The following is a 15,521-nucleotide window of genomic DNA, read 5'->3' on the forward strand; positions in this document are numbered from 1 at the left end:
CATGACCTCCTCCGACGCCCCCTTTGCCGACGCGGCCCCGGCCGACGGCCCGCCCGCCGTCCGGCTCGACCACATCAGCAAGAACTACGGCGGTTCCTACGCGGTGCAGGACCTCTCCCTGGACATCGCTCCCGGCGAGTTCTTCTCCCTCCTCGGCCCGTCCGGCTGCGGCAAGACCACCTCCCTGCGGATGATCGGCGGCTTCACCGACCCCACCGCGGGCACCATCCTGCTCAGCGGTGAGGACGTGACTGCGCTCCCGCCGGACAAGCGCAACGTCAATACGGTCTTCCAGAGCTACGCCCTCTTCGACCATCTCTCGGTGGCCGACAACGTGGCCTTCGGCCTCAAGCGCAAGGGCGTGGCCCGCGCCGAGATCCGTGAACGGGTCGGCGCCATGCTCGACCGGGTGCAGCTCGGCGGTCTCGGCGCCCGCAAGCCCGGCACGCTCTCCGGCGGGCAGCGCCAGCGGGTCGCCCTGGCCCGCGCCCTGGTCAACCGGCCCCAGGTGCTGCTGCTCGACGAGCCGCTGGCCGCGCTCGACCTCAAGCTCCGGCGGCGGATGCAGGTCGAACTCAAGCAGATCCAGCGCGAGATCGGCATCACCTTCGTCTTCGTCACCCATGACCAGGACGAGGCGCTGACCATGTCGGACCGGGTGGCCGTGATGAACGAGGGCCATGTGGAACAGTGCGGGACGCCGGAGGACGTCTACGAACGCCCCGCGAGCCGGTTCGTGGCGTCCTTCATGGGGACGTCCAATCTCGTCCCCGGCACCTACCGCGACGGGCAGGTCGTCCTCGACTGCGGCCCCGCGCTGCCGGTCGGTGCGCGCAGCGGTGTCGCCGACGGCAGCAGCGTCAGTCTGTCGATACGGCCCGAGAAGATCTGGCTCTCCGATTTCGAACCGGGGATGGCGCTGGTGAACGGCGTGGTACGGGAAACCGTGTACTCCGGCCCCACCACCACCTATCTGATCGAACTCGCCCCCGGCGTCACCGTGTCCGTACTGGAGCAGAACACCGACCGCTCGCGCATGGAGGACCGCTGGAGCGGCGGCGAGAGCGTGGAGATCGGCTGGAAGCCCGAGCACTGTCTGGTTCTGGATTAGGGCCTGTCGTTTGGATCAGGCCGGGCTCGCGGGGTCTGGCCCCGTCCCGCCGACAGTCCGCACACCCCAGCCGCTCACCGACAGCAAAGGAACGCTTCCCCATGAACCACGATGTCATCGTGCTCGGCGCCGGACTCGCCGGTCTCGCCGCGGCACGGGACCTGAGCGCGGCCGGCGCCGACGTCCTCGTCCTCGAAGCCCGCGACCGGGTCGGCGGACGCGTCGAGCAGGCCGTGCTGCCCGACGGCCGGCTGGTCCAGCTCGGCGGAGAGGTGGTCGGCCGGGCCCACACCGCCTACCTCGCCCTGGCCGCCGAGCTGGGTCTGACCCTCATTCCCAGCTATGTCGCCGAGCCCGGCCGAATGGCGCGGGCCACCGCGGAAGGGGTCTCGGCCGGCGACCCGCCGCACTGGTTCGGCCCCGGCGACGAGGCCTGCCACCGGAAGGTCACCGACGCATTCGTCACGCTGGCACGGACCGTGGACCCGCTGGACCCGTGGTCCCATCCGCACGCGGAGACCCTCGACCGGCTGTCGGTCGGTGCCTGGCTGCGCGGCGAGGGGGCGAGCCCGGCCGTCGTGCGGCTGTGGGAGATCGGCCAACTGGCCCTGGCCAGCGGTTCCTACGAACGCACCTCCCTGCTCGCCGCACTGCGCAAACACGCCGCGGTCCCCGGTGACGACCCCTACGCCTATGAGGACTGGGAGGGCCTGCGGGTGGCCGAGGGATCGGCGACCGTGGCACTGCGCATGGCGACGGAACTCGGCCGGCGCATCCGGCTCGAAGCGGCCGTCGAGGAGGTGACGGTGCGGCCGGGCGGCTGCCGGGTGCGCCTGTCCTGCGGGGAGACCCTGACCGCGGATGCCGTGGTCAGCGCCCTGCCGGTCGGTCCGCTGCGCTCGGTCGCCCTGACCGGTGTCTCCGAGGCCCGGGTCGCCTCGCTGCACCGCCAGCGGCAGGCCGTCGCGGCCAAGTTCGCCGCGGCCTACGACAAGCCCTTCTGGCGCAGCCTGGACCTCAACGGACTCTCCGAATGCGAAGGCGTGCTGGGCAGCACCTGGCCGCAGAGCGAGGGCATCCTCTCCGCGCTGATCCCGCCCGAGCGCTACGGCGTCCTGCTGGGCATGCCCGCCGCCGTCCGCGACCATGAGCTGCTCTCGGACGTGGCCCGGCTCTACGGTGCCGAGGCCTTCCAGCCGTTCACGTCGTATCTGCGGATGTGGGGCACCGATCCCTGGACCCAGGGCTACGTCACGCAGTGGAATCCGGGCGATGTGATGGCGGTCGGTCCGCTGCACGGCTCCCACGAACCGCCCTTCTACGTCTGCGGATCCGACCAGTGGGTGGCCGGCTATATGGAGGGCGCGGTGCGCACCGGCCGCGCTGCGGCGCGGGAGGTGCTCCGTCATGGCTGAGGCAGACCCGGCCGCCCCGGTCCGTAATCACCTCGCGGGGGCCGACCGCCCGGCGGCCTCCGGCGCGACGATGGACCTGGTCGACCCCGCCACCGGCGAGGTGCACGGCAGTGCCCCGCGCTCCGGCCCGTCCGATACGGACGCGGCGTGCACCGCGGCGGAGGCCGCCTTCGCCTGCTGGTCGCTGACCACTCCCGCGCAGCGGCAGCGGGCGCTGCTGCGGATCGCCGACGCGATCGAGGAGCACGCCGACGCCCTGGTGGCCGCCGAGGTCGGGGACACCGGCAAGCCACCGGAGCAGTTCCGGACGGAGGAACTGCCCGCGGTCATCGACACCTTCCGCTACTTCGCGGGGGCGGCGCGCAATCTGCCGGGGGCGGCCGCCGCCGAGTACACCGAGGGCCGTACCTCGGTGCTGCGGCGCGAACCGGTCGGGGTCTGTGCCCAGATCACCCCCTGGAACTACCCGCTGATGATGGCCGCGTGGAAGGTCGCCCCGGCGCTCGCGGCAGGCAACACGACCGTCCTGAAGCCCGCCGACACCACCCCGTCGTCCACCGCTCTGCTCGCCGGGATCGCCGCGGAGCACCTGCCGCCCGGGGTCCTCAATGTGGTCTGCGGTGACCGTGACACCGGCCGGTCGCTGACGGCGCACCCCGTGCCCCGTCTCCTCGCCGTCACCGGCAGCGTCCGGGCCGGGCGGGAGATCGCCGCGGCCGCCGCGGCGGATCTCAAACGGGTGCATCTGGAGCTGGGCGGGAACGCCCCGGTCCTCATCCATGAGGACGTGGAGGTGGAGGCCACCGCGGCCGAGCTCGCGGCCGTGGCCTACTACAACGCCGGCCAGGACTGCACCGCTCCCACCCGGTTCCTGGTGCACCACCGACGGTACGAGGCCTTTGTGGCCGCGTTCGCGGCAGCCGCCCACGAGCTGCGCACCGGGCCGCCCGACGAACCGGGCGCCGACTACGGCCCGCTCAACAGCGCGGCCCAACTGGAGTCGGTGCAAGGCGTGCTGAGCCGTCTCCCGCGCCATGCCGAGGTGGTGACGGGAGGCACGGCGGTGGGGCGGCCGGGATGGTTCCACTCCCCCACCGTCGTTGCCGGGGTGCGCCAGAGCGACGAGATCGTGCAGGAGGAGATCTTCGGCCCGGTCGTCACGATGCAGCCCTTCACGGACGAGACCGAGGCTCTCCGGCTGGCGAACGGGGTCCGGTTCGGTCTGGCGGCGAGCGTGTGGACCGCCGACCACGCGCGGGCCATGCGGGCCACCCGGGCCCTGCACACCGGCATCGTGTGGGTGAACACCCACGGCACAACGGTGTCGGAGATGCCGCACGGCGGGGTCAAGCACTCCGGCTACGGCAGCGATCTGTCCCTGGCGGGGCTGTTGGACTACACCCAGGTCAAGCACGTCATGCTGTGAGGCGGTAGCCGCCGGCCCCGGCCCTGTCCGGGGGAGCCGCGGGACGTCGCACGGCGCTCACGTATCCGCCGGTCCGGGCTCCGTACCGGTCTCGCGGGCGGCCGCGGGCGCCTTGTCCTGAGCGCCGGTCAGATCCCGGGCCAGCGCGACACGGGAGAGCAGCACGGCGCCCCACAGGACCAGGGCGATGCCCAGGCATTCGGGGATCAGCCACCAGCCGGTCCGGACCCGTTCGTCGTAGAGGGTGACGCCGAGCGACAGGCTCACCAGCGCGTCTCCGAGGGTGAGGACCGGCTGCGAGGCGGTCAGCGGGCCCGACTGCATGGCGTTCTCCAACAGGAAGAGGGCCGCCACCCCGACGGCGGCGAAGCCGTAGGTCTGCCACGCCGTGAAGAACGCGGCGGGGCCGCCGGTCTGCCAGGCGTGGGTGGCGTCCTTCATCAACGCCGCGGTGAGCGCGTAGGCGACCGCCGTCGCCCCGGCGAAGCAGGCAGCCCGTACACCGCCCTCCCCATGGCGGAGTGCGGCCGCGACCGCCGTGGCGATCACCGCGGCGCAGACCACGAGCGCGGGTACCCAGCTGCTGAACGCGGCATGGTCGGTGCCGATGGTGGGCGCGGCGGCCGCGAGGGCGCAGCCGAGTCCGACGACGAGCAGCACCACGCCCGTCCATCCGCCGCGGGAGATGTGTCCGCCGAGAATGACCCGTCCGATGAGCAGGGCCAGGGGCAGTTCCAGGACGAAGAGGGGCTGCACCACCGACAGCGCGCCCTGCGACAGGGCCAGCGCCTGGAAGCAGGCCGCGGCGATGACCGCGAGCATCCCGCCGAGCCAGACGGCACGGTGCAGCAGATCGACGAGCAGACCGAGGCGCAGCCCGGTGGACAGCGGGACCGTGCGGGCCGCGCGTCGCTGGAGCACCGTGGCCAGCGCATTGCTGGCGGCCGCGAGCAACGCGAACACTACGGCGGCCACGCGCCCACCTCCTCGTCGGCCGCCCGGGCCCGGCTGCGGGCCCGCACCGCCGGTGGCCGCGCCGGGCGGTGCGGGTCGGGGCGGGGGCGGCGTTGTACTGGGCTTCGACGCTATCCGGAGGTCGGCGCGGACCGCCCGGCGACACGTTCGCCGGACGGCCGCATTCGCTGGGCCGGACGGCCGCATCCGCGGTGCCACGGGGGCAACTGGAAAGGCGGCCGCGGGAGCGCCGGAGGGGGCGGCGCGGGGGTGCCGGAGGGTCGGCGCGGGGGTGCCGGGCGGCCGTGTCCGGGGTGGCAGATCTTGCCGCGGCAGCGCCGTACGCCCAGGTCACAGCCGCTGCCCGGACGGCGGTAGGTGGCGCAATACTGCGGCAACACCACGGGCCGGATCCGCTCGGTAGGGTCCACCGCATGCCAGCCGAACGCACCCGCCAGCACACCACTCCGGTAGCCGCCGCGCGCCGTCGCCGCCTCCGTGCGGACCGCGCCCGGCAGCTCGCCGACCTGCTGCGGCACCAGGTGCTCGGAGGCCTCTTCCCCGACGGGGTACTGCCGCACGAGGAGGTGATCGGCGCGGACTACGGGGTGTCCCGCAACACCGTCCGCCAGGCTCTCGACCTGCTCCGTGCCGAACAGCTCGTGGCCCGCCAGCCGGGTGTGGGAACGGTGGTCGTGGGCCAGAAGTATCCGCATGCGCTCGACCGGTTGATGGGTCTCGCCGAGACCCTGCATTCGCACGGCCGGGTCACCAACGAGGTACGCACCATCAGCCCGGTCTCCGCACCGGCCCCGGTGGCGGACCGGTTGCGGATCCCGCCGCGCGGCGAGGTGCTCTACGTGGAACGGCTGCGCAGGCTCGACGGCCTGCCCCTCTCCCTGGACCTCACCTATATCCCGATGGACATCGGGCTGCCCCTGCTCGACGCCGATCTGGAGAACAACGACGTTTTCCGGCTGATCGAGGAGACCGCGGGACAGCCGCTGGGCACCGCCGAGATCACCCTGGAGGCCGTCAATGCCGACGCGCACTCCGCCGCCGTGCTGGAGGCGCCGCGCGGCACGGCCGTGCTGATGCTCGAACGCCTCACCCATCTCGCCGACGGCACCCCCGTCGACCTGGAGTTCATCCGCTTCCGCGGTGACCGTCTCACCATGCGGGGCCTGTTGCACCGCACCATCTGAGTCCCCGCCCCGCTCCGCCCCGACCGCTTCCCTTCCCCCCGCCATGCCCCTCCCCCGCCATGCCCTGGAGACCGCCATGCCTCTTGCGCCCCAACGCGCCGATGTGCCCGTGACCATCGACGAATCCAAGTGCATCGACGGCTGCACGCTGTGCGTCGACATGTGCCCGCTGGACTCGCTCGCCATCGACCCGGCGAGCAGCAAGGCGTACATGCACGTCGACGAGTGCTGGTACTGCGGGCCGTGCGCCGCGCGCTGTCCCACCGGCGCGGTCACGGTCAACATGCCCTATTTGTTGCGATGAGAGGCCCCCGTTCATGAGCTCCCGACTCACGGGCTCCCCGTTCGTGCCGTCCCCCTCCCCCTCCCGGCGCCCGCCCGCCCCTTCTTCCGCCGCACGCCGTACCGCTCGCCGCAGGGCGCTCGCCGCGGCGCTCCCTGCCGCTCTGCTGGCGGCCTCGCTCAGCGGCTGCGGCACCGCCGCGGACGCCTCGGACGACAAGACCGTCACCGTGACCGTCGGCTACCAGTCCAAGACCATCAACACCGTCACCGCCGGCACCCTGCTGCGCTCGCTGGGCTTCTTCGAACGTGCGCTGCGCGCCCAGGGCAAGCGCGACGGCAGGACGTACAAGGTGCGGTGGCAGGACTACGCGACCGGTGCGCCGATCACCGCGCAGATGGTCGCGGGGAAGGTCGACATCGGCTCGATGGGCGACTTCCCGCTGCTCATCAACGCGGCCCGTGGCAGGCAGCTGCACGCACCGACCCGGCTGGTCTCCGTCACCGGCTACAACCTGCGCGGGGCGCTCAACACCATTGTCACCAAGCCCGGTTCCCGCCTGCGCTCGCTGGCGGACCTGCGCGGCAAGACGGTCTCCAGCAGCGTCGGCTCGGCTTCCGACGGCACTCTCGTACGGGCCCTGCGGCAGGCCGGGATCGATCCGGAAGCGGACATCCACAAGCTCAACCAGCAGCCGGCCGTGGGGGCCTCGGCGCTCCAGTCGGGGACCGCGGACGCCCTCTCCCAGTTCGTGGCCTGGCCGGGGCTGCTCGCCTTCCAGGGCAAGGCCCAGGCGCTCTACGACGGGGGCGCGCTCGGTCTGCCCACCTTCCACGGGGTGACGGTACGCGACGCCTTCGCCGCGCAGCGCCCGGCCGTGGTGCGGGCGTTCCTCACCGCGCAGCGGCAGGCGACGCGCGCGTTGCAGACCCACCCGGTGGATGCCGCCCGGCGGGTCGCCGGGGCCACCGGTCTGCCGCCCGAGGTGGTCTACCTCTACAACGGCGCCGGCGGCCTCGCCACCTTCGATCCGACCCTCAAACCGCAGCTGGTCGCCGCGCTGAAGAAGGATGTGACCGTGCTGCGCGCGGCCAAGCTGACCGGCCCGGTCAATGTTGACTCCTTTGTCAATGACCGTTACGTCAAGCAGAGTTACGGCAGCGGATACGCCAAGGCCCGCAACAGCACCGCCCACCCGTCGCCCGACGAGGTGTGGCTGCGCGGCGAGGACCGTACCCACTCCTTCACCGGCCCGGACGCCCTGCTGCGGTTCGCCGCCGCCCACCACGGCAAGGTGCGGGCCGCGTATGTGGCCGACGCGACGACCGGCACCCGCTGGTTCGCCGACAAATCCGTCTGGGTCCGTGACGGCGCACGGCTGCTGCCCTTCGCCGCGCGGGCCACCGCCGACGCCTGGACGCGCAAGCACCGTGGTGCGCGCCCCCTCAGCTACGCCGCCGCTCTGGAGCAGGCCCGGTGAGCGCGCCCGCCACGGCCGCCCGGACGGGACGGGCGGGCCCGCGCCGGTGGGCCTGGGCCCGCCCTGCCCGCCGCACGGCAGCGGTCCTCGCGGCGCTCGCCGTATGGCAGTTGCTCGCCCAGTTCCGGGTGAACCTGTGGCTGCGGTTCTCCCAGTTCCCGACCGTCACCGAGACGGCCCACGAGTTCGCCCGCCGGCTCGGCACGGCCGCGTACTGGCAGGACGTCTCCGACAGCGTGACCCGGATCGTCGGCGGCTTCGCCCTCGCCGCCGTCCTGGGCGTCGCCGTCGGCACCGCCGTCGCCCGCTCCCCGCTCGCCCTCGACCTTCTCGGCCCGCTGCTCGAAGTGCTGCGCCCCATACCGGCGATCGCGCTGGTACCGGTGGCCATCCTGCTGTTCCCCAGCAATGAACAGGGCATCGTCTTCATCACGTTCGCCGCGGCGTTCTTCCCGGTGACGGTCTCCACCCGGCATGCGGTACGGGCGCTGACGCCCGTCTGGGAGGAGGCGGTCCGCACCATGGGCGGAGGCCGGTGGCGGGTGCTGTGGTCGGTGGTGCTGCCGGGGGCGCTGCCGGGCATCCTCGGCGGGCTGTCGGTGGGCATCGGGGTCTCGTGGATCTGTGTGATCTCCGCCGAGATGATCTCCGGCGAGTACGGCGTGGGCTACCGCACCTGGCAGGACTACACCATCGTCGACTACCCGGGGGTGTTCGTCGGCATGGCCACGATCGGTCTGCTCGGCCGGCTCACCTCCACGGCGGTGGAACGGCTGGGCCGGCGCGCGACGCGGTGGCTGCCGCGGACCGCGGACGACCCGTCCGGATCCACGGGCGGCCGGGTCCGGTGGCGGGTGGCCCGCACGGCGGTCGGAGAGCCCTCATGACCCGTACCGAGATCTCCGCGGCGGTGCCGGCGCAGGAACCCGCCCCTGGCCTCCGGCTGGTCCTCGACGACGCCGTGCTGGGCCGGCCCGGCGCCCCCGTGCTGGACGGTCTGGACCTCGATGTCGCCGCCGGTGAGATCCTCACCGTCGTCGGGCCGTCCGGCTGCGGCAAATCCACTCTGCTGCGCACTCTGGCGGGCCTGCTGCCACTGCTCGGCGGCCGGCTGAGCCAGGACGGCGAACCGGTCACGGGGCCCGCCGCCGACCGTGCGCTGGTCTTCCAGGAGGACGCGCTGCTGCCCTGGCGCACGCTGCGGGCCAATGTGGAACTCCCGCTGGCCATCCGGGGGGTGGCGCGCGCGGAGCGCCGCGCGCGGGCGGACGACTGGCTGGCCCGGGTCGGACTCACCGAACACGCCGCACGTCTGCCGCACCATGTCTCCGGCGGCCAGCGGCAACGCGCCCAGCTGGCCCGTGCGCTCGCCGGGCGGCCGCGTGCGGTCCTGATGGACGAGCCGTTCGGGGCGCTCGACGCACAGACCCGGGCCGGTATGCAGGACTTGCTGGTGACGGCGCTGCGCGGTACCGGCGCCACCGTCGTCTTCGTCACCCACGACGTGGACGAGGCGCTGTTCCTGGGCGACCGGGTGGCTCTGCTGGGCACCGGCCGGGTGCTGGACGTACCGCGGTCACGGGCACGCGCGGCACATGCCGATCCGGCGACGGTCGCGCTGCGCCGCGAAGTCCTCGCGTCGCTGGGCGACCGGCCCGGCCCCTGACCTGCTGTCGATCCCCGGTATGACCCACGACATGACCCATGTGACGGGCGCGTCATACGACGTGACCCGGCAACCGAAAGGCACCGCCATGCCGCAAGGCACCGCCATGGAGACCACGGAAGCCATGGAGATCCCCTCCCTCGACACCGCCGAGGAGCTGTCCTGCGACGTCCTCGTGATCGGTGGCGGCACCGCCGGGACCATGGCGGCGCTCACCGCCGCCGAACACGGCGCCTCCGTGCTGCTGTTGGAGAAGGCACATGTCCGTCACTCCGGTGCGCTCGCCATGGGCATGGACGGGGTCAACAACGCCGTCGTCCCCGGCCGCGCGGAACCCGACGACTATGTCGCCGAGATCACCCGCGCCAACGACGGCATCGTCGACCAGTCCACCGTCCGCCAGACCGCGACCCGCGGCTTTGCGATGGTGCAGCGGCTGGAGTCGTACGGCGTGAAGTTCGAGAAGGACGAGCACGGCGAGTACGCGGTCCGCCAGGTGCACCGCTCCGGCTCGTACGTGCTGCCGATGCCGGAGGGCAAGGACGTCAAGAAGGTCCTCTACCGGCAGCTGCGCCGGCGCGAGATGCGTGAGCGCATCCGCATCGAGAACCGCATCATGCCGGTGCGGGTGCTGACCTCCGGCGGCCGGGCGGTGGGCGCGGCGGGCTTCCACACCCGTACGGGGCGGTTCGTCACGGTCCGGGCCGGCGCGGTGATCCTCGCCACCGGTGCCTGCGGCCGCCTCGGCCTGCCCGCCTCCGGCTACCTCTACGGCACCTACGAGAACCCCACCAACGCGGGCGACGGCTACGCCATGGCGTATCACGCGGGCGCCGAACTGACCGGCATCGAGTGCTTCCAGATCAATCCGCTGATCAAGGACTACAACGGCCCGGCCTGCGCCTATGTCGCCAACCCCTTCGGCGGCTACCAGGTCAACCGGCACGGCGAACGGTTCGGCGAATCCGACTACTGGTCGGGGCAGATGATGGCGGAGTTCGCGGCCGAGGTCGCCTCCGAACGCGGTCCGGTCTATCTGAAGCTCAGTCACCTCCCGGAGGAGTCCGTCTCCGCCCTGGAGACGATCCTGCACACCACCGAGCGCCCCACCCGCGGCACGTTCCACGCCGGGCGCGGCCACGACTACCGCACCCATGACGTGGAGATGCACATCTCCGAGATCGGCCTGTGCGGCGGGCACTCGGCGTCGGGCGTACGCGTCGACGACCATGCCCGCACCACCGTGCCGGGCCTCTATGCGGCGGGCGACCTGGCCTGTGTCCCGCACAACTACATGATCGGCGCGTTCGTCTTCGGCGATCTCGCGGGTGCGGACGCGGCCCGCCACCGTGCGTATGAGGGCAAGTTGCCCGCCGACCAGCTGCGCGAGGCCCATGAACTGGTCTACCGGCCGCTGCGCCACCCCGACGGCCCGCCGCAGCCGCAGGTGGAGTACAAGCTGCGCCGCTTCGTCAACGACTATGTCGCCCCGCCCAAGAGCGGCGCCCGGCTGTCGCTGGCCGTCGAGCACTTCGAGCGGATGCACGCCGATATCGCCGCCATGGGCGCCCGCACGCCGCACGAGCTGATGCGCTGCGCCGAGGTGGGCTTCATCCGCGACTGCGCCGAGATGGCCGCCCGGTCGTCGCTGGCCCGCACGGAGTCCCGCTGGGGCCTCTACCACGAGCGCACGGACCACCCGAAGACCGATGACGAGGACTGGCTGCACCACCTCGATCTGCGCAAGTCGGCCGCGGGGGCGATGGAGTTCACGGCCAGGCCCGTGGCGCCGTATCTCGTCCCGGTCGACGAGTACACCCCGGTGGGCGGCACCCCCCGGTTCCTCGGCGAGGTCCACCCCGAGCAGGTCGCCACGGCCGGGCGGAGGGACACGCCCCCGGTGGGGTCCACGGGCGCGGGCCCGGAAGGGGCGACCGCTGCGGTGCCGGACGGCGCGGCATCAGGGGACGGCATCACGGCCGGGAACCCTCCCGGGGACGGCTCCGCGCCCGGCCCCTCCCCCCGCATCCTCGAACTCCTCGCCCTCGCCGAGGACCAGCCCGACCTCCCGACGCTGCGCCCCTATCTCGCCGACCCCGACCCGGCCGTCCGTCGCGCCGCGGTCGACGCGCTCACCGAAAGCGTTCCGCCCGGCACGGGACGGGCCCTGGCCGCCGCCCTCGCCGATCCCGACCCGGCTGTACGGGCCGCCGCCGGTGCCTCGCTGCGGGAACTGATCGAGGTCCTGACACCGGAGCCCGACCTGCGTACGCCGCTGACCGCCGCCGTGCACGGCCCCGACGCCGTGGTCCGCTCGGCGGCCGTGGAGGTGCTGCGCACGCTCCGCCTCGGCGACCGGGCCCTCTTCGTCACCGCGCTCACCGATCCGGCCGTGGAGGTGCGGATCCAGGCCGTCCGCGCCCTGGTCTCCGTCGACGCCTCCGACGCTCTGCAACGCGCTGCCGCGGACCCCTCGCGCGAGGTCCGGGTCGCCGCCGCGCACGGCCTCGGCACGGTCGGCGGCCCCGACGACCTGGCGGTGCTGCTGCACGACGAGGACCTCCTCGTACGGGCCGCGGCGCTCGCGGCGCTGGCCACCACCGGCTGCCCACCGCCGTACGACACGGCGGCCGTCGCGGCGCTCGGCGACCCGGCCTGGCAGGTCCGGGCCGGCGCCGCCACGGCCCTGGCGGCCGCCGCCCCCGACGTCGCCGTGCCCGCGCTGCGCTCCGCGCTCGCCGACCCGCACGCGGATGTGCGCAAGGCCGGGGTTCTCGCGCTGCGCCCGCACTCCGGCCGCGAGGACGCCCGTCAGGCCTGGGCCTCGGTCGCGGACGACCCGGACGCGGATGTCCGCGCCCACGCCCGGCTCGCCTCGAAGGAGTGACACACGTTCGGGCGTCCCGGGTGCCGGTGGGCCGCGGACTGTGGGCCGAGGGCGCACGGCGGGCGACGCGCCGGCATCGCCCGACCACCGAAGCGCGCTGTATAAATCGGCCCGGAACAGGCATATTCCTGACTACCCGACATGGATGGCTGGTCAGGAATATCTATGCCTTCTTTCTCCCCACGATGGCCCCGATACGTCGAGTTCGCTCCGAGCGTCCTGGTCGCCGGAGGGCTCATCTGGGACGCGTTCTCGCCTGCGGACTACTGGGGCGACCCGATGCTGACGGCGGCCAGCGTGACGGCCGGTGCGCTGCTCTCCCTGCGGCACACCCTGACGATCGGCGCCGCCATCATCGTCGGCGTCTTCGCGCTGACGGTGAAGGACGGCACCGCCGACATCCTGGAAGGCCATCTGGAGCTCATCAACACCCTCTTCGCCGCGCTCATGGGCGTCGGGGTCAACCGGGTGATCGCCCGTCACGGACGCCACCTGGATGTCGTCCGGTCGGTGGCGGAGGCCGCTCAGCGTGCCGTGCTGCCCGCACCGCCGGACCGTATCGGTCCGCTGACCATCGCCGCCCGCTACCAGGCCGCACAGAGCGAGGCCCGGATCGGCGGTGACGCCTACGCCGTCCAGCGCACCCCGTTCGGCGTCCGGCTGCTGATCGCCGATGTGCGCGGCAAGGGACTGGGGGCGGTGAGCGCGGTATCGGTGCTGCTCGGCGCGTTCCGGGAGGCCGCCGAGCAGGAGCCGGAGCTGACGGTGCTGGCCGACCGGATGGAACACGCCCTGCTGCGGGAGAGCGAGCACACCTCGGAGGAGAACCGGCTCGAAGGCTTCATCACGGCCCTGATCTGCGAAGTCGCCCCGGGCGCCACGGCACTGCGACTGCTGAACTGCGGCCATCCCGCGCCGTATCTCTGCCACGACGACGAGGTGCGCGCACTGGAGGTCGGCAATCCGGGCCTTCCGCTGGGGATGGGCGCGCTGGGCGCGGCGCGGACCGGCCCCACCGACTGGGCGTTCCCGGCGGGCAGCACGCTGCTGCTGGTCACCGACGGCGTGACGGAAGCCCGGAACCGTGCCGGGACGTTCTACGACCCCGCGGCACAACTGGCGGACCACGGGCCGTTCCGGGGGCCCCGGGAGTTGATCGACCGTCTGGTGGGGGAGGTCGAGCGCTGGAGCGGCGGGCCGCGCGACGACGATATGGCGGTCCTCGCGATCACCCGGCAGGCGGAGGGCCGCAGGAGGGGCGCGCAGAGCGTGCGGAGCGCCGGACGCTGACCCTGGCGGCCCGGCCCCTGCAAGCCGTTCAAGGCCTGCCTTCTCTTCGCGGCCATAACACGACCCGGACGCCATATTGATGCTTTCCGTCCCCCTTTCGGAATTTTCTCGTGTGCTGCCGAAAATCCGGGGGGTGAGATGAGAAGATCAGTTAGAGCATCAGCATCCGCACCGAGCGATTCATCGCTCCCGCGCAGATCGGAGTTGATGTGTCCGACAACAGATCAACCCTGCTGAGTCAGCGCGCCGCCGTCATTTTTCTGCTTGGCGCCCTCACCGCTATCGGCGCCGGTGTGCTCACCTTTTTCAATGGGGGCACACCGGCTTCCGCAACCCTCGTCGGCGGCGCTGCCTTCGGCGCCGCCGTCACCTTCTTCCATACGGTCATCGACTGAGATTCCGCCGGGGATTTCGGTCGGATGGCTCGGCCCGGTGGCTCACCGTGGCAAGGACAGCCGTAACGGTCCCGGCCCGCTCGATGACCCGTGCGGGCCGGGACCGTACACCCCCACGGGTGCGGTGCGTCCGGAAACGCCCCGGTGAGCGAGCCCGGCCGGCCGTGCGAGGTCATGCTCGATGACGAGCACGGTGTTGCCCAAGTCCATGAGTCGACACGGCACTTGAATCAGGCGGGCGGCGTCGACGGCCGCCGTGCCGGCGACGATGACGCCCCTGCCCGCGGGGCGGCGCGTGCCACGGCAGTCCGGGCAGGTCTTCTTGATCAGTGACAGCTCGGCCGTTTCGCGGTGGGCGACGTCGAAAGGTGCACCGGACATAGCGCCGGACATAGCGCCGCACCAGGGCGGCGACCACGCCCTCACCGCGTCCACGGGCGACCATGGCGGGCAGGCGGGGCAAGCGGACAGGCCGGGCAGGCCCGTGCAGGCAGGCACGGACGGTGACCCATGCTCGCCCGACGGTGATCGAGGCGGTCACCGGCCTGCTGCGCTGACGAGGCCGGCGACCAGGCGCAGCACCTCGTCCCACGACTTTTCCGGAATCCGCGCCACCGCATGCGGTGCGCTCCCGCACCTCAGGTGCCAAACTTGAGACACCGCGCCCGGCCGCCGGCCGGGGCCCTTGCCGCCGAGGGGAACATCATGACCTGGGCATCTTGGACCACTGTCGGGATCCACGCCCTACCCGGCGCGGTTCGCACCGCGGAGATCGGCGTGATCAACGGCGACCTGACCATCCACACGACCTGGTCGGAAGACCTGGCGCATGTAGCTGTGCAGTACACCGGAGCCACGGACTGGTACACCATGGCCGGCAGCCCCGTCCCGTGCCACTCCGAAGAGGCCAGCCGCACCTTCCACCAGGCCGTCGTCGAAGCCGTACGCGGCGGTGAGCGCGCCGACGCCTCCCTTGAGGAACTCTTCCACCCGCAGCCCGGCGCCTTCTGATCCCGGCACTGCGGCCCCCGGCACCGGCCCGGACACCGGCCCCGGCTTGAGAGACCTCGCGAGCGGCCATGCCGTGTCGTGCGGCTTTCCCTCGCCGACGGACTGACCGGCGCCCGGCCCCTCCCCCGTTCCCCTGTTCCGCGCCCGGCAAAGCGCGGCGAACCCTCCGGTGCACGGTCTCGTTTTCGGCGCACCTTCCGAGCAACCATTTCGCGCCACTCCATGTCTCTTCTCATGGAGCACCGTTGGTCACCTTCTGGCTACTTAAAGGTGACCAATTGTTAAATTTCGACCAGGAATCTTGAATCCTGATCTTTTCGCTTTACATGCCCATGCCAGACATACCAGGGTTTGCGCGGGGCCCCACGGCCCCCGCGGTGCACAACAGCACCGCGCGT

The 15,521-nt window shown here is 72.3% G+C and carries 13 protein-coding genes; 12 read left to right on the forward strand and 1 reads right to left on the reverse strand.

All coding sequences use genetic code 11. The annotated features are described in order from the left end of the window. Nucleotide 1: 1 nt before the first annotated feature. The 3 genes from M8I34_RS05155 to M8I34_RS05165 all read left to right on the forward strand — a co-directional run bounded on the left by M8I34_RS05155 (nt 2) and on the right by M8I34_RS05165 (nt 3,952). On the forward strand, nt 2–1,111 hold the full coding sequence (locus M8I34_RS05155) for an ABC transporter ATP-binding protein (protein ID WP_250048101.1): 1,110 nt from the start codon (nt 2–4) through the stop codon (nt 1,109–1,111). 101 nt (nt 1,112–1,212) lie between these two features. Further along, nucleotides 1,213–2,526: an NAD(P)/FAD-dependent oxidoreductase gene (locus M8I34_RS05160; protein WP_250048102.1), complete on the forward strand. Its 1,314-nt coding sequence runs from the start codon at nt 1,213–1,215 to the stop codon at nt 2,524–2,526. Continuing rightward, complete coding sequence (locus tag M8I34_RS05165; protein WP_250048103.1) at nt 2,519–3,952, forward strand: aminobutyraldehyde dehydrogenase; 1,434 nt, start codon at nt 2,519–2,521, stop codon at nt 3,950–3,952. Before M8I34_RS05160 ends, M8I34_RS05165 begins: the two co-directional genes overlap by 8 nt. 57 nt (nt 3,953–4,009) lie before the next feature. Here the strand turns inward: M8I34_RS05165 and M8I34_RS05170 are convergent, their stop codons facing one another. Beyond that, nucleotides 4,010–4,927, reverse strand: coding sequence for a DMT family transporter (locus tag M8I34_RS05170; protein WP_250048104.1), 918 nt, complete (start codon nt 4,925–4,927; stop codon nt 4,010–4,012). Between the two features lie 413 nt (nt 4,928–5,340). Between M8I34_RS05170 and M8I34_RS05175 the strand changes: the two genes are divergently transcribed. The 9 genes from M8I34_RS05175 (at nt 5,341) to M8I34_RS05215 (ending at nt 15,123) form a co-directional block, all read left to right on the forward strand. Beyond that, nucleotides 5,341–6,111: a GntR family transcriptional regulator gene (locus tag M8I34_RS05175; protein WP_250048105.1), complete on the forward strand. Its 771-nt coding sequence runs from the start codon at nt 5,341–5,343 to the stop codon at nt 6,109–6,111. A 76-nt stretch (nt 6,112–6,187) separates the two neighbouring features. Then, the gene (locus M8I34_RS05180; RefSeq protein ID WP_030982496.1) at nt 6,188–6,415 is read left to right on the forward strand and encodes a ferredoxin family protein; all 228 of its coding nucleotides are present in this window, start codon (nt 6,188–6,190) and stop codon (nt 6,413–6,415) included. Nucleotides 6,416–6,428: 13 nt separating this feature from the next. Next, on the forward strand, nt 6,429–7,874 hold the full coding sequence (locus tag M8I34_RS05185) for an ABC transporter substrate-binding protein (RefSeq protein WP_250048106.1): 1,446 nt from the start codon (nt 6,429–6,431) through the stop codon (nt 7,872–7,874). Next, a complete protein-coding gene (locus tag M8I34_RS05190; protein WP_250048107.1) occupies nt 7,871–8,761 on the forward strand; it encodes an ABC transporter permease in 891 nt (296 codons plus the stop codon). The genes M8I34_RS05185 and M8I34_RS05190 overlap by 4 nt, the downstream gene beginning before the upstream one ends. Then, nucleotides 8,758–9,540: an ABC transporter ATP-binding protein gene (locus M8I34_RS05195; RefSeq protein WP_250048108.1), complete on the forward strand. Its 783-nt coding sequence runs from the start codon at nt 8,758–8,760 to the stop codon at nt 9,538–9,540. The genes M8I34_RS05190 and M8I34_RS05195 overlap by 4 nt, the downstream gene beginning before the upstream one ends. 106 nt (nt 9,541–9,646) lie before the next feature. After that, the gene (locus M8I34_RS05200; RefSeq protein WP_250048109.1) at nt 9,647–12,427 is read left to right on the forward strand and encodes a fumarate reductase/succinate dehydrogenase flavoprotein subunit; all 2,781 of its coding nucleotides are present in this window, start codon (nt 9,647–9,649) and stop codon (nt 12,425–12,427) included. A 165-nt stretch (nt 12,428–12,592) separates the two neighbouring features. Beyond that, nucleotides 12,593–13,717: a PP2C family protein-serine/threonine phosphatase gene (locus M8I34_RS05205; RefSeq protein ID WP_250048110.1), complete on the forward strand. Its 1,125-nt coding sequence runs from the start codon at nt 12,593–12,595 to the stop codon at nt 13,715–13,717. A 209-nt stretch (nt 13,718–13,926) separates the two neighbouring features. Further along, nucleotides 13,927–14,112 carry a hypothetical protein gene (locus M8I34_RS05210; RefSeq protein WP_244417136.1) on the forward strand — a complete coding sequence of 62 codons (186 nt, stop codon included), beginning with the start codon at nt 13,927–13,929 and terminating at the stop codon, nt 14,110–14,112. A 705-nt stretch (nt 14,113–14,817) separates the two neighbouring features. After that, complete coding sequence (locus M8I34_RS05215) at nt 14,818–15,123, forward strand: hypothetical protein (protein ID WP_244417137.1); 306 nt, start codon at nt 14,818–14,820, stop codon at nt 15,121–15,123. Nucleotides 15,124–15,521 lie beyond the last annotated feature (398 nt).

Origin of the sequence: Streptomyces sp. MCA2 (assembly GCF_023544705.1) — a bacterium.
Lineage (GTDB): Bacteria > Actinomycetota > Actinomycetes > Streptomycetales > Streptomycetaceae > Streptomyces > Streptomyces decoyicus.

What these genes read in the sequence shown, in the direction of transcription:
- M8I34_RS05175 (WP_250048105.1), top strand. Translation starts at nt 5,341, where the DNA reads ATGCCAGCCGAACGCACCCGCCAGCACACCACTCCGGTAGCCGCCGCG.
- M8I34_RS05160 (WP_250048102.1), top strand. Translation starts at nt 1,213, where the DNA reads ATGAACCACGATGTCATCGTGCTCGGCGCCGGACTCGCCGGTCTCGCC.
- M8I34_RS05195 (WP_250048108.1), top strand. Translation starts at nt 8,758, where the DNA reads ATGACCCGTACCGAGATCTCCGCGGCGGTGCCGGCGCAGGAACCCGCC.
- M8I34_RS05155 (WP_250048101.1), top strand. Translation starts at nt 2, where the DNA reads ATGACCTCCTCCGACGCCCCCTTTGCCGACGCGGCCCCGGCCGACGGC.
- M8I34_RS05215 (WP_244417137.1), top strand. Translation starts at nt 14,818, where the DNA reads ATGACCTGGGCATCTTGGACCACTGTCGGGATCCACGCCCTACCCGGC.
- M8I34_RS05200 (WP_250048109.1), top strand. Translation starts at nt 9,647, where the DNA reads ATGGAGACCACGGAAGCCATGGAGATCCCCTCCCTCGACACCGCCGAG.
- M8I34_RS05205 (WP_250048110.1), top strand. Translation starts at nt 12,593, where the DNA reads ATGCCTTCTTTCTCCCCACGATGGCCCCGATACGTCGAGTTCGCTCCG.
- M8I34_RS05185 (WP_250048106.1), top strand. Translation starts at nt 6,429, where the DNA reads ATGAGCTCCCGACTCACGGGCTCCCCGTTCGTGCCGTCCCCCTCCCCC.
- M8I34_RS05165 (WP_250048103.1), top strand. Translation starts at nt 2,519, where the DNA reads ATGGCTGAGGCAGACCCGGCCGCCCCGGTCCGTAATCACCTCGCGGGG.
- M8I34_RS05180 (WP_030982496.1), top strand. Translation starts at nt 6,188, where the DNA reads ATGCCTCTTGCGCCCCAACGCGCCGATGTGCCCGTGACCATCGACGAA.